General features: G+C 64.6%; 14 protein-coding genes and 1 pseudogene. 10 read left to right on the top strand and 5 right to left on the bottom strand.

Going from position 1 to position 12,911, the window contains the following annotated elements:
* Positions 1 to 442: 442 nt before the first annotated feature.
* Positions 443 to 1,261 carry an IclR family transcriptional regulator gene (locus JJL56_RS18810; protein WP_145629679.1) on the top strand — a complete coding sequence of 273 codons (819 nt, stop codon included), beginning with the start codon at positions 443 to 445 and terminating at the stop codon, positions 1,259 to 1,261.
* A gap of 20 nt (positions 1,262 to 1,281) precedes the next feature.
* Here JJL56_RS18810 and JJL56_RS18805 read toward each other — a convergent pair whose 3' ends face one another.
* From JJL56_RS18805 to JJL56_RS18790, 4 genes are read right to left on the bottom strand one after another with little or no spacing between them, the layout of a single operon-like run.
* The gene (locus JJL56_RS18805) at positions 1,282 to 1,686 is read right to left on the bottom strand and encodes a Zn-ribbon domain-containing OB-fold protein (RefSeq protein WP_145629678.1); all 405 of its coding nucleotides are present in this window, start codon (positions 1,684 to 1,686) and stop codon (positions 1,282 to 1,284) included.
* On the bottom strand, positions 1,683 to 2,843 hold the full coding sequence (locus tag JJL56_RS18800; protein WP_200485903.1) for a thiolase family protein: 1,161 nt from the start codon (positions 2,841 to 2,843) through the stop codon (positions 1,683 to 1,685). The genes JJL56_RS18805 and JJL56_RS18800 overlap by 4 nt, the downstream gene beginning before the upstream one ends.
* Before the next feature lie 9 nt (positions 2,844 to 2,852).
* Positions 2,853 to 3,734: an SMP-30/gluconolactonase/LRE family protein gene (locus JJL56_RS18795; RefSeq protein WP_200485902.1), complete on the bottom strand. Its 882-nt coding sequence runs from the start codon at positions 3,732 to 3,734 to the stop codon at positions 2,853 to 2,855.
* A gap of 39 nt (positions 3,735 to 3,773) precedes the next feature.
* On the bottom strand, positions 3,774 to 5,162 hold the full coding sequence (locus JJL56_RS18790; protein ID WP_200485901.1) for an MFS transporter: 1,389 nt from the start codon (positions 5,160 to 5,162) through the stop codon (positions 3,774 to 3,776).
* A 286-nt stretch (positions 5,163 to 5,448) separates the two neighbouring features.
* On the opposite strand from JJL56_RS18790, the gene JJL56_RS18785 reads away from it, so the two are divergent.
* The 9 genes and pseudogenes from JJL56_RS18785 to JJL56_RS18745 all read left to right on the top strand — a co-directional run bounded on the left by JJL56_RS18785 (position 5,449) and on the right by JJL56_RS18745 (position 12,213).
* Positions 5,449 to 7,041 carry a class I adenylate-forming enzyme family protein gene (locus JJL56_RS18785; protein ID WP_200485900.1) on the top strand — a complete coding sequence of 531 codons (1,593 nt, stop codon included), beginning with the start codon at positions 5,449 to 5,451 and terminating at the stop codon, positions 7,039 to 7,041.
* A 41-nt stretch (positions 7,042 to 7,082) separates the two neighbouring features.
* The gene (locus JJL56_RS18780; protein WP_200485899.1) at positions 7,083 to 8,243 is read left to right on the top strand and encodes an acyl-CoA dehydrogenase family protein; all 1,161 of its coding nucleotides are present in this window, start codon (positions 7,083 to 7,085) and stop codon (positions 8,241 to 8,243) included.
* A 14-nt stretch (positions 8,244 to 8,257) separates the two neighbouring features.
* Positions 8,258 to 8,713 (top strand): Zn-ribbon domain-containing OB-fold protein, encoded by a 456-nt coding sequence (locus tag JJL56_RS18775; protein ID WP_145629672.1) that lies wholly within the window; start codon positions 8,258 to 8,260, stop codon positions 8,711 to 8,713.
* Complete coding sequence (locus tag JJL56_RS18770) at positions 8,713 to 9,861, top strand: thiolase family protein (protein ID WP_200485898.1); 1,149 nt, start codon at positions 8,713 to 8,715, stop codon at positions 9,859 to 9,861. Before JJL56_RS18775 ends, JJL56_RS18770 begins: the two co-directional genes overlap by 1 nt.
* On the top strand, positions 9,858 to 10,478 hold the full coding sequence (locus JJL56_RS18765) for an SDR family oxidoreductase (protein WP_145629669.1): 621 nt from the start codon (positions 9,858 to 9,860) through the stop codon (positions 10,476 to 10,478). The genes JJL56_RS18770 and JJL56_RS18765 overlap by 4 nt, the downstream gene beginning before the upstream one ends.
* Positions 10,475 to 11,233: an SDR family NAD(P)-dependent oxidoreductase gene (locus tag JJL56_RS18760; RefSeq protein ID WP_145629668.1), complete on the top strand. Its 759-nt coding sequence runs from the start codon at positions 10,475 to 10,477 to the stop codon at positions 11,231 to 11,233. The genes JJL56_RS18765 and JJL56_RS18760 overlap by 4 nt, the downstream gene beginning before the upstream one ends.
* Before the next feature lie 12 nt (positions 11,234 to 11,245).
* On the top strand, positions 11,246 to 11,752 hold the full coding sequence (locus JJL56_RS18755) for a MaoC family dehydratase (RefSeq protein WP_145629667.1): 507 nt from the start codon (positions 11,246 to 11,248) through the stop codon (positions 11,750 to 11,752).
* A 25-nt stretch (positions 11,753 to 11,777) separates the two neighbouring features.
* Positions 11,778 to 12,064: pseudogene (locus tag JJL56_RS18750) on the top strand (electron transfer flavoprotein subunit beta/FixA family protein); the annotation flags it as partial.
* A complete protein-coding gene (locus tag JJL56_RS18745) occupies positions 12,064 to 12,213 on the top strand; it encodes a hypothetical protein (RefSeq protein ID WP_425599140.1) in 150 nt (49 codons plus the stop codon). The pseudogene JJL56_RS18750 and the gene JJL56_RS18745, both read left to right, overlap by 1 nt.
* Positions 12,214 to 12,308: 95 nt before the next feature.
* Here JJL56_RS18745 and JJL56_RS18740 read toward each other — a convergent pair whose 3' ends face one another.
* Positions 12,309 to 12,860: a flavin reductase family protein gene (locus JJL56_RS18740; protein ID WP_145629666.1), complete on the bottom strand. Its 552-nt coding sequence runs from the start codon at positions 12,858 to 12,860 to the stop codon at positions 12,309 to 12,311.
* Positions 12,861 to 12,911: the final 51 nt, after the last annotated feature.

The following is a 12,911-nucleotide window of genomic DNA, read 5'->3' as shown; positions in this document are numbered from 1 at the left end:
TGCATGCTGGTCATCATCGGCGCCACGCCAGAGGGCAAGAAGGAGTTAATCGGCTTCCAGGTCGTCCTCCCTGATTTGTTGGTCTGATTTGATGGCCTGTAAGCAGCCCATTCATGGTGATGGCTGATCAGGACCTGTGCGTTCCCTCGCCCGTCGCCTTTGAAGAAGGCGCTGTGTCTACGGGGCGTGCGCTGAACGCCGGCATTGTTCTTATTAAAGAACTAAGTGCCCATATAGGAACAATCTAGCGGCAGCGGTCCGATGATGCAAGCGTTATGTCTGGAGAAATCCGTCGGCATCGGCCATGCGGTGCCAGCCTGCGGTGTCCTCGGATGCGTGCGCCGGCCTTGGCACGATGACATTCCTGGTTTTTATAGGTAAACTCGGTTCATAAATTGCGCCGAGCGCGCAGGGAGCGTCCGCTCCGAATACGGGGACTGACATGGCCAAGTCGGCATTGCGCGTGTTGGAAATTATGGAATTCGTCGCGAGCAGCAAAAGCGGCAGCGCAACCCATACGGAGATATCCCAGGCGCTAGGCATTCCGAAGAGCAGCCTGACCGGTCTGCTGCGGGACCTCCAGCGGCCGGGCTATCTGCAATTGGACCGGGAGACCGGACGATTTTCCATAGGGTCGCAGGTCATGTTCCTCGCCCATGCCTATATCAAGAACCTGAACATCGTCCGGGTCGGGGCGCCGGTCGTGCACCAGCTGTTCCTCGATTTGAACGAATACACGACGATGGCCATTCCCAAAGGCGACAACGTAGTCGTCGTTTGTTCGGAAACGCTGCCGTCGCCGCTGGCGCACTCCCTCAACATCGGAGAGCATCTGCCCATGCTGACCAGCGCTCTGGGGCGGGCGATCCTGGCTTTCGTCGATGAGGGCGAGCGCGAAACGTACCTGAAGCATTACAAGCCGGTCGCCCATACCGAATTCACCAAGACCGACATTGGCGACATCCGCCGCGAACTCGCCGCCATCCGGGAAAGCGGTCTGGCCTACGTGCGCGAGGAATTTCGCCCCGGCATCACCGGCTATGCGGCGCCGGTGTTCAACATCAACGGACGCCCGATCGCCTCCATCGGCGTCGCGCTGCCGACCGCACGCATCGCGCCGGAGCACGAGACGCGCATCTGCACACTCCTGCTGGAGCGGACGACCGCCTTGTCGAAACGACTGGGTGCCAAACTGCAAGCCTCGCCGGCGGAGTTGTTCAAGGAAGACGAAGACGATGAGGTGGAGGACGCCGAGGCGTAACTGCGGCGCCCATCCAGTCGTCAGACGTGCGGCTCGAAGCGCACCAGGGTCAAATCGGGCCGCACCGGATCGAAGCGGGCGCGGACCGGCAGGCCGATGCTAGGAGATTTGCCCGGCGAAGCCACGAAATTGCTCATGACCCGAATCCCCTCGCGTAGTTTCACCTGGATCACGGTGTAGGGCAGGGCCGCCTGGAAGGCCGGCCAGTAGGCCTTGTGGAACATGCAGAAGGATTCTATCACGCCAAGGCCACTGGCCTCGATCCAGTCTCCGCCGACATGGTGGCAGTGTGCGCAGGATCGTGCCGCGGGGAACCGGCAGCGTCCGCATGCGGGGCAGCGTTGAATCAGCAGCACGCTCCGTCTGGCTGCTTCCCAATGCGGGCGGTTTGCCGGATCGTCGGGCGGCATCGGAACGTCGATCATGCCGGTGTCCTCCCGTAGATCACCGAGGTCACCACCGGAGAGGCGGCCATGTACTGGATGGCGTGGGGGGTGCGGATCTGCCGCTCTCCACACTGGCCGCGCAGTTGCCGCACAGCTTCGACGTTGAGGCCCCACCCCTGCAGGTAGGATTCCGACAGGTGGCCGCCGCTGGTGTTGGCCGGAAAGGCGCTCTCCAGCCGAAGATGGCCGTCGGCGATCCAGCGCCCACCTTCGCCTTGCGGGCAGAATCCGAAGCCTTCCAGGGTGAACAGCACCGTCGGCGTGAAGTTGTCGTAGATCATCAGCCCATCCATGTCCTGCGGGCCGAAGCCGGCCATGGCGTATACGTCCTTTGCCACCGCTTGCATGGGCGCGGCCCAGAAGTCTTCAGGAGGGAAACTGGACCCGGTGAAGGAGGAGGCCTGCGAAGCGCCGCGGATATAGACCGGCGGTTGCCGCAGGTCCCGGGCGCGTTCAGCGGAGGTGATGATCATTGCCACGGCGCCGTCGTTGATCAGGCAATAATCGAACAGCCGCAGCGGTTCGCAGATGAACCGTGCCGCGAGATAGTCGTCAAGGCTGAAGGGCTGGCGCTTCACCGCGCCGGGATTAAGGCTGGCGTGTCGGCGAAAAGTCACGGCGATTTCGCCAAGCTGTTCGGGCGTCGTGCCGTAAAGATGCATGTGTCGCTGCATCATCAGGGCATGGAACGCGCCCGGCGACGTCATTCCATAGGGTGCCCAATGTGCGTCGGTGGTGCCGTACGCCCCCGCGGCACCGCCGTACCCGCTGGCGTCGCCGCCGTAGGTGGTGCCTGCCGAAGCGCCGTCGTTGGCGTAGACCAGTGCGACGGTATCGACGGTGCCACTCGACACCAGCAGGGCCGCGGTCTGGATGCAGACACCGGAAAAACGGCCATGCCCGGGTGTGGCGAGCGTATAGCGCGGGTCGATGCCGCAGAGTTCGGCGAAACGGCCGTAGCTGGGAATGCGGTTGACGATCAGGCCGTCGAGATCCGCATGGGTGAGCCCGCAATCGTCCAGCGCCTCGCGCAGAGCCCATTGCCCGAGGTCATAGGCATCGAGGTCGGGAAATCTGCCGTAACGGGTGGTGCCGACGCCCGCCACGGCGGGAGGGTACATCTCCGATCTGTTCATGACCTTCACTCAGCAGGATAGAGGCGTTTCGGGCAGGCCGGCCACATCGAGCCGAACGGCCCACAGTCCGCCGGCCTGCGGCATGGCCCGCGCGTTCCCCTCGATGCCCCGTCGCGCACTGGTGATGTAGAGGACCCGCAGATCGTCTCCTCCGAAGGTGCAGCTCGTCGGGTGCTCGACGGGCAGGGCTGTCCGCGAGGCAAGCGAGCCGTCCGGGCGGAAGCGATGCACGGCGCTGCCGCCGAAAGCGGCGATCCAGATATGCCCGGCCGCGTCGACCGTCAGCCCGTCCGGAACACCCTCACCATCGAGCGTGGTGAACAGCTGGCGCGTCCCGATGGCGCCGCTGACCGGGTCACGATCGTACTTGTAAACGTGCTTGGATCTGGTTTCGGCGAAGTACAAAGCCCGTCCGTCCGGACTCCAGCCCAACCCGTTGGACAGCACAAAGCCCTCGTCCATCGGCTGCAACCCGGAATCCGCTCCGTCATCCGGCGTAAATCGGTAGAGCCGGCCAATCGGGCTTTTCAGCGCGCGGTCCATGCTGCCGACCCACATTCTTCCATCCGGAGCCACCTTGCCATCGTTGAAGCGTTCTTCTCCAAGGTCGAGCCCGTGTGTCTGCCCGATTGCGGCACCGGGCGGCGGTGCGTCGATCAGGGCATAGCCACGGCGGAACAGGATCAGGAGGCCGCCGGAGCGGCGCAAGGCTATGGCGGCCGGCGGCTTCGACAAGGGCCAGTTCTCCGACGCTCCGGTGGCGGGGTCGAAGCGCCACAGCGTCGGCCGGGCAACGTCGATCCACCATAGTCGACGGGTGGTCGGGCACCAGATCGGGCATTCGCCAAGTTCGTTGTCGCAAGCGAGAACACAGGTCGGTTGTGCGTGCATAGCGGTCACCTGGAGGTGGGGTCCGTGAGAACGGGCGTTTCATTCCGCGGAGCCGGCGAGCGAGGGCGCATCGCCAAGGCGTGCGTTCGTGATTGCGTGGGACTTGGTTCGGTCCATGTGCCGCCCCTGGACGAACATGGCCGCAGCGACGAGCAGGGCCGGCACCACCAGGACGATGAAGACCTGACTCAGTGACCAGCCCTGCGCCAAAAGCTCACCGCCGATGAAGGCGCTGATGATCGCGCCGATCCGGCCAATGCCTATCATCCAGCTGGAGCCCGTCGCACGCGCTTCGGTGGGGTAGACGGCGGCGGCCAGCGCATTCATGCCGACGCTGCCGCCGTTCATGCAGAAGCCCACCAGACCGGCGAACAGACAGAGCAGCACGAAATGCTGTGTGATCTGGCCGATGGCGACGACCGCCACGGCGCCGATCAGGAACACGCCGGTCAGGACACGGCATTTGTGCCAGCGATCCATCGCCCAGCCGATGGACAAGGCGCCGACAGGGCCGCCGATCTGGAACATTGCGGTCGCGATTGCCGCCTTCGACACGCTGTAGCCACCGCCCTCCTTGATCAGGGTGGGCAGCCAGCTGCTCAACAGGTAGACGAGGAAGAGCACGGAAAAATAGCCGATCCACAGCATTGCCGTGGCGAACCGGTACTGCGGCGAGAGCACGATGCGGATGGCGGTGCGATCCTGCACGGGCTCGCGGCCCAATGTGTAGCGCTGTCCCGGTTCGGCGGCACCGGGCGCCAACCGCTCGATTATGGCGGCGACCCGCTGCGCTGGCGCATCCCGTGTGATCAGGAAGCTCACCGATTCCGGCATCTTCCATATCAGCACCACGCCGACCAGGATCGGCGCCAACCCACCGAGGATCAGCAGGCTGTGCCAGCCGAACGCCGGGATCATCCAGGCTGAGATGAAGCCGCCGCTTGCGGCGCCGACGGTGAAGCCGGACAAGGTGACAGTGACCAGAAAGGAACGTGTCCGGTCCGGCGCATATTCGGAGATGAGCGTGCTCGTGTTCGGGATCGCCGCTCCCAGCCCGAGCCCGGTCAGGAAGCGGAACGCAACCATCTGCGTCACATCCGTGGCGAAGGCGGTGGCCAGCGTCCAGACACCGAACAGGATCACGCTGGCGACGATGATCAGCTTGCGGCCGTAACGATCGGCCAACGGCCCCGACAGCATGGCGCCGAGCGCCTGTCCGATCAAGCCGGCGCTGAGCACAGCGCCCAACGCTTGGTGGCTGATGTTCCAATCCGTTTTCAACTGAGGGGCAATAAATCCCATGATGACGGCGTCAAAGCCGTCGAGGACGATGATGATGAAGCCAAGCCCGATCAATAGCTTTTGAAAGGAGCCAAGAGGCCTGCTGTTGATGAGGGCGCGAACATCAAGACAACTTGCTTGGGGCATTCCGTTTCCTCCGTATGAAGGGCGGCCGCTTTCCCGGTCTTCTGTTATCGGCGCTTGCTGCTTTGGATACCCGATCAACGGGCCGCCTGATGCGGCTGCCACGTTTTTGCGCGTTCATCGCGCTTGACGGTATGAAGGAAATGTAGCAGCGTAAGTTCAGTTAGGCAAACTGATTTCTCATATGTGAACGATGCTCCCGATGTGAGGCGCGGCAATGTGGCGAAGGCAACTCTCCTCGCCGCCGGGGCGCCGCTGCGGCGCGAGAAATCCAGGAGGAAAAAATCCGATGAACCGAATGCCTGAAAGCCGGACGCTCCCGAAGCTGGTCAGCGAATTGATTGCCCTTTATGGCGAACGGGAGGCCGTGGTCGGCAACGGCCAGCGTCTGACTTATGCGCAACTCGGCGCACAGGTTGCGGCCGTCGCCCGGCGGCTGATCCGGCTTGGTGTCGGCCATGGCGACAAAGTTGGAATTCTGATGGGCAACCGGCCTGAATGGATCGTCAGCGCCCTGGCGATCACGTCCGTCGGCGGCGTCGCCGTGGCCCTGAATTCCTGGGCGACGCCCCGCGAATTGGAACACCTGATCCGCCACAGCGATTGCCGTCTGCTGATCGCGGCACCGCGTTTCCTGAAGCACGATTATGGGGCCATGCTGGACGGGATGGCACCACTGGCGAAACGCCTTCCGCTGCTTCAAGGGGTGCTCGGAATCGGCGACGATCTGCCGGTTGGATGGATGCCCCTGCTCGATGCGGATGGCTCCGATGCCGCGGCGGTGGATGCGGAGATGCGCCGGGCCGGCGACGCCGTGCGGCCTGAGGATCTCGCGTTTCTGCTTTACACCTCCGGCTCGACCTCGACGCCCAAGGGCGTGCAACTGGTTCACGGCTCGGTCATTGCCAACCCGTGGCAGATCGGCGAGCGACAGCATGTGGTCGCGGGCGATCGGCTCTGGCTGGCCGTGTCGCTGTTCTGGGGCCTTGGCTGCGTCAACGCGATGATGAATCTGTTGACCCATGGCGGCTGCATCGTCCTCCAGGAATCATTCGATCCCGGCGCTGCGCTGAGCCTCATTCAGGACGAACGTTGCACGCTTTTCTACGGTACGCCGAACATGGCCCAGGCGCTGCACGACCATCCGGACCGGAGCCGCTATGACCTGAGCACCCTGCGCGGCGGCGCCACGCTCGGTACGCCGGAACAGGTGATGCGTGTCGTCGAACTGGGCGCTACCCAAATCTGCAACATCTACGGCTTGACCGAAACCTACGGCAATTCGCACGTCACCGACGCCGGCGACGCCCTGGAGCGCCGGCTGACATCCTGCGGCCGGCCGTTGCCGGGCGTCATCCAGCGCATCGTGGCGCCCGATGGCGCGGATCTGCCCCCTGGCCGGATCGGTGAAGTCCGTGTGAAGGGGCATGTCACCGCCGGCTATCACAAGGACGAGGCGCTGACCCGCCAGTCCATCGATGAGCAGGGTTTCTTCCGCACGGGCGATCTCGGTTATGTCGACGAGGACGGATACCTGTATTTTTGTGGACGTCTAAAGGACATGGTCAAGACGGGCGGCATCAACGTGGCGCCGGCTGAGGTCGAGGCGGTGCTGATGGATCATCCCAGCATTTGCGTGGCCTATGTCGTTGGCGTCCCGGACGACTCCCGTGACGAAATTCTGGGCGCCCTGGTCGTGCCCCATCCCGGCGCAAACCTGTCCATCGAACAGGTGGTCGCGCACTGCCGGGCGAACCTGGCCGCCTACAAAGTGCCGCGTCTCGTCCGTTTCGTCGAGGAAACGACAATCCCGCTGACGGTCACGGGCAAGGTTCAGAAGAACAAGCTTGCCGAGACCTTCTTCGCCCCGGTGGCGGGCTGAACGCCGGCCTCTCCGCACTGGCCATCGCATGGATCACCGACATGACTACGCCTGTTGACGACCATCAGGACCTCCGCGACGCCATCCGTGCGCTGTTCGCGGATTTCCCGGACGACTATTTCCTTAAGATCGATGAGGCACGCGCCTATCCCGAAGCCTTCGTCGATGCTCTGACCAAGGCCGGCTGGCTGGCCGCGCTGATCCCCGAGGAGTATGGCGGCTCCGGCCTTGGACTGGCCGAGGCCTCGGTGATCATGGAGGAGATCAACCGCAACGGCGGCAACTCCGGCGCCTGCCACGGGCAGATGTACAACATGGGCACCGTGCTGCGGCACGGATCCGACGAACAGAAGGCCCGCTACCTGCCCAAGATCGCATCGGGGGAACTGCGACTGCAGAGCATGGCGGTCACCGAGCCGACCACGGGCACCGACACGACCCGCATCAGAACCACCGCCGTCAAGAAAGCCGACCGGTATGTCGTGAACGGACAGAAGGTATGGATTTCCCGGGTCCAGCACTCCGACCTGATGATCCTGCTGGCGCGCACCACGCCGCTGAGCGAGGTGCGGAAGAAATCGGAGGGCATGTCGATCTTCATCGTCGACCTGCACGACGCCATCGGCAAAGGCCTGTGGGTGCGGCCGATCCCCAACATGGTCAACCATGAAACCAACGAGCTGTTCTTCGACGAGCTGGAGATCCCCGAAGAAAACCTGATCGGCGAGGAAGGCCGGGGATTCAAGTACATCCTCGACGGTCTCAACGCTGAGCGCACTCTGATCGCGGCGGAATGCATGGGTGACGGGTACTGGTTCATCGACCGTGCGCGCCGCTATGCCGGGGAACGCGAAGTCTTCGGCCGGCCCATCGGCGCCAACCAAGGCGTCCAGTTTCCGATTGCCGAAGCCTACATCGAGTTGGAGGCCGCCAATCTGATGCGATGGCAGGCCTGCCGGCTGTTCGATGCAGGCGAACCATGCGGCGCCCAGGCCAACATGGCCAAGCATCTTGCTGCAAAAGCGTCTTGGGAAGCTGCGAACGTCTGCCTGCAAACCCATGGCGGCTTCGGCTTCGCCACCGAATATCACGTCGAGCGCAAGTTCCGCGAGACGCGCCTCTATCAGGTGGCGCCCATCTCGACGAACCTGATCTACGCCTATGTGGCGGAGCATGTGCTCGGGCTTCCGAAATCCTACTGACGGGAGGACTGCCGATGTCGGCCCCCATGTCCTCACAAGGCTTGTCGGCAATCGCCGAAACCGCGGCGCCCGCGTCGCGTCCCTTGCGCGACGGACTTCTGCAAACCGATCCGCCTCGTCTGCTCGGCTCCGCCTGCCGCGCCTGTTCGACCCGCCTGTTTCCGGCGCGCGACTTCTGCCCGGCCTGCGGTTCCGACGATGTCGAGGGCGGGGTTCCTCTGGCCACCGCCGGCACGGTGTACAGCTTCACCGTCGTGCGCCAAGCACCGCCGGGACGCGAAACGCCCTACAGCCTCGCCTACATCGATCTTGCCGACGGCGTGCGGGTGATGGCGCAGGTCACCGGCGATCCCGACGCCCTGCGCATCGACATGCCGGTACAGTTGGACATCCGTCCGGTCGGCCGCCGGGACGGCTGCGACCTGATCGGCTACGTCTTCGTGCCCAGCCTTTTGCCGGAGGCCGCGTGATGACCGCCGTTCATATCGCCGGCGCGGGTATGGTCCGCTTCGGCAAGTACGATCCTGCCGTGACGTTCGAAAAGCTGGCGGTGGAGGCAGCGCGCAACGCACTGCGCGACGCCGGCGCCCATCGGCGCGACATCGAGGCCGTGTTCGTGGGCCATGTCTTCGGCGGGCCGGTGGCGGGACAGCGCGTGGCCACGGAACTCGGCCTTGGCGGCCGGCCGGTGAGCAACCACGAGAATTACTGCGCCAGCGGCGCGACGGCACTGAGGGAGGCCTGGATGGCAATCCGCGCCGGACTTTGCGACGTGGCGCTGGTGATCGGTGCGGAGAAGATGACCGATCGGATCAAGGGCGGTGTCACGCCCGATGCCAACGACCTCGACGCCCAGCAGGGTTATGTGATGACCGCCGGACACGCGCTCAGCGCGCGGCGCTACATGCATGACCATGGCGCCACGCGCGAGCAGATCGCCATGGTCGCGGTCAAGAACCATGCGCATTCCCGGCACAATCCCTATGCCCAATACCAGCGGCCGGTGACCCTGGACGAGGTGGTCAACGCCCGCCGGATCGCCGATCCGCTCGGCCTGCTCGACTGCAGCCCGATCAGCGATGGCGCGGCGGCGGCGGTGGTTTGCAGCGCGACGGGCCTCAAGAGGCTCGGCTTGCCCACGGATCGTCCCGAGGTTCGGGCGATTGGGCTGGTCAGCGGCACCTTGCGCGCCGGGCTGGGCGACATCAACGAGGAGGATATTTCCCGCCGCGCCGGGCTGCAGGCCTACGACATGGCCGGCATCGCGCCGGAGGACATCGACCTTGTGGAGATGCACGACTGCTTCACCATCGCCGAGATCGTGCGGCTGGAAGGGCTCGGCCTCGTTCCGAAAGGGCAGGGGGCGGCCTGGACCGCGCAGGGCCGGACCTCCATCGGGGGAGCGCTTCCGGTCAACCCGAGCGGGGGACTGCTGTCGCGCGGCCACCCCGTCGGCGCGACCGGCATGGCGCAGGTCTGCGAACTGTACTGGCAGCTCACCGGGCAAGCCGGCCAGCGCCAGGTGGACGGCGCCCGGCTTGGGCTTGCCTATTGCAAGGGGGGCACGGTCAGCGGCACCGACGGCGCCTCCGTCACGACCGTGGTGATGTCGTCATGACGGCGCGCACGCTGGTTCTGGTTGGCAATGGCCTGGACACGCGGAGCCTTGCTGCCGCCCTGGAGCCCTTCGACATCGCGCTGGGCGTCATCGAACGGGAACTCCGGCACGACGCGCCATGTGATGAGCTGCGGGCGGCGCACCTGCTGTCCCGCTTCGGTCCGTTCGACGGCCTACTGCTGGCTCCCGCCTTCGTCGATGGCCCGGACGATCCCACCGTGGACGACCTCCTCGACGTCCTGACGTCCTGCTTCAGCTGCGTCAAGGCGGCGGTCGCGTCGTTCGAGGAGCGCGCCGTGGTCGGGCGTGTGATCGCGCTGCTGCCCGGTGGCGCAACGATGGGGGAGCCGGGCGAGGCGATCAATTCGGCGCTCGCCGGAGCGATGCTCAGTCTGTTCCGGACGGTGGCGCTGGAAATGCGCACCACCCCGGTCACCGTCAACACACTGGTGTACGCCATGCACACGGCTGACGAGCCGGCCGGCGGCGAGCTGTTGGGAGACCCGGAGGCGCTGGCGAGCATGATCGCGTCGCTGCTCGGCTCCGGCGCGCGCGGTATCAACGGCCAGGAAATCTACGCGCTCGCGGGCGCCGACGTGGGGAGGCTGCATCCATGATCGAACATCCTACCGACGGAATCATCACCGGCGCTGCGGGAGGCATTGGCAAGGCGCTGACGCTGGCCCTGGCCGGCGCCGGCGTCCATCTGGTCGCCACCGATCTGGACAAGGGCGGGCTGGACGCCCTGGTCCGGGAGGCGGACGGACTGCCGGGAACCGTCATTGGCATGGCCGGCGACGTGCGGGACCGGGACCTGCCGCAAGCGTTGCGGGACCGGGCGCTGGCCGCCTTTGGCGGTGTCGGGTTGCTGGTCAACTGCTCCGGCTTTCTGAAGGACAGCCGCATCCAAAAGATGCCGGTCGATCTGTTCCGCCAACTGGTCGACATCAACCTGATCGGGCCGTTGCGTCTGATCGAAGCCATCGCCCCGGTGATGCGGATGGCCGGGCAGGGAAGGATTGTCTCCATCGCCTCGCGCGCGTGGCTCGGCAACTTCGGCTCGTCCGGCTACAGCTGCGCCAAAGGCGGCATCGTCGGCGCCACCCGCGCCTTGGCTCTGGCGTTGGCGCCGCACGGGATAACGGTGAACTGCATCGCGCCGGGCTTCATCGAGACGCCCATGGCGCGTTCGCTGCCGCCGCACATCCTGGACCGGGTGCTCAAGGCCATTCCCGTGGGGCGGGCGGGCACCGTCGACGACATCGCGGCACTCGCGCTGTTCCTCGCCGGGTCCGGCAGCGGCTACATCACCGGACAAACGCTGGTCGCCTGCGGCGGGCGCAGCATCAGCAACCCGATCGCCTCGACCTGAAGGGACCATGACATGACGACCAAGCCCTGGCGTGATCGCTTCTTCGAAGATTTCACGATCGGCGACGTTTGCAAGCACCGCCACGCGCGGACCGTGACCCCCTACGACAACATGCTGTTTACGCTCCTGACGCAGAACCCAGCCCCGCTGCACGTCAACCATGATTACGCAAAAGCGGCCGGCCACGAGCGGGTGCCGTTCAACTCCACCTTCATCCTGGCTTTGGTTACGGGGCAATCGGTGGCGGACCTGACGCCCAACGTCATGACGAACCTGGGCTGGTCGGAGGTGAAGCTTCCGGCCCCCACCTACGAAGGCGACACCATCTACAGTGAATCGGAAGTTGTGTCCCTGCGCGAGTCCGCCACGCATCCACGTGCCGGAATCATGGCGCTAAGAACCATTGGCTACAACCAAACCGGCACCGTGGTGATCGAATTCATTCGCACGGTCATGGTTTACAAGGCCGGCCAAGCGCCAAGCCCGCCGCGCCCCGAACCACGTCGCGCCGTTCGCTGACATGCCCAACAGAAGGTTCCGCATGATGAAAACTCTCGTGCCTGCGAAGCGGGTGGTGGACTACGACGTCAAGATCCACGTCTGGGCGGACAACGCTGGTGTTGAAACCGCCAACGTGACGATGAGCATGAACCCCTTCGACGAAATCGCCGTCGAGGAAGCGGTTCGGTGCAAGGAAGCCCACAAGGCGACCGAAGTCATTGTTGCTCAGTCGGCCCGGTAGCATCCCAGGAGACGCTGCGCACCGCGCTGGCAATGGGTGCCGACCGCGGCATCCTGGTGCAGACCGACACGGAGACCCAGCCGCTGGCATGAAGCACAGCAAGATCATCGTCGCAATCAACAAGGACGAGGAAGCCCCCATCTTCCAGGTCGCCGACTACGGCCTTGTCGCGGATCTGTTCCAGACGATTCCCGAACTCACCGAAGCCCTGGATAAGGCGTTTCAGCACGGGCATTGACGATCGTTATCCGGGAACGGGCCGCCGGGAGCGCACTGCGGAACTGGCGCTAAACCGCACTGCGGAACTGGCGCTAAACCACTGGGGTTTGGGATTTAGTCTTGCAGGTGCCGCCACTTCACCATGCGGTCGCGCAGGTCGACTGTTTTGCCGTCGATCACGAAGGATCCGTCGCCCCGGTGGTGCAGCGTCCGCCGTTCCCGGCGTTCGGGATCGGTCGAGATGGCGACCACCTCGAGAATGAACAGGTTGTGGGTCTCGACCAGCCGGGTATCGGCAACGCGGCATTCGAGATTGGCGAGGCACTCGCCTATCAGCGGCGGCGTCACTTTGCGTGCCGGCAGTGGCGTCAACTCGAAGGTCCGGAACTTGTCGAGGGTGGCGCCGGAGCAGTTGCCGATGTCGACAACGGTGCGGGCGAGATCGACGGTTGGAATGGCTATGACGCACTCGCCGCTGCTGCGCAGCGCACCGTAGCTGTAGTCCCACGGGCCGATGACGCAGCCGACCAGGGGTGGATCGTGCTGCACCATCATGTGGAAACCCATGGTCATGATGTTCGGCTTGCCGCCGTCGATGGTGGTGACCAGGACGATCGGACCGGGCTCGAGAAATCGGTTGGCCTTGTCGACAGGTATGGACTGCATGTGCACTCTCCCTAAAGGGTTGTGGCCTTCCCGAATGTGGGGTGATGCGGA

Source organism: Azospirillum aestuarii (assembly GCF_016632405.1).
GTDB classification, from domain to species: Bacteria; Pseudomonadota; Alphaproteobacteria; order Azospirillales; family Azospirillaceae; genus Azospirillum; species Azospirillum aestuarii.
This window is presented reverse-complemented; position numbering and strand designations above follow the sequence as displayed.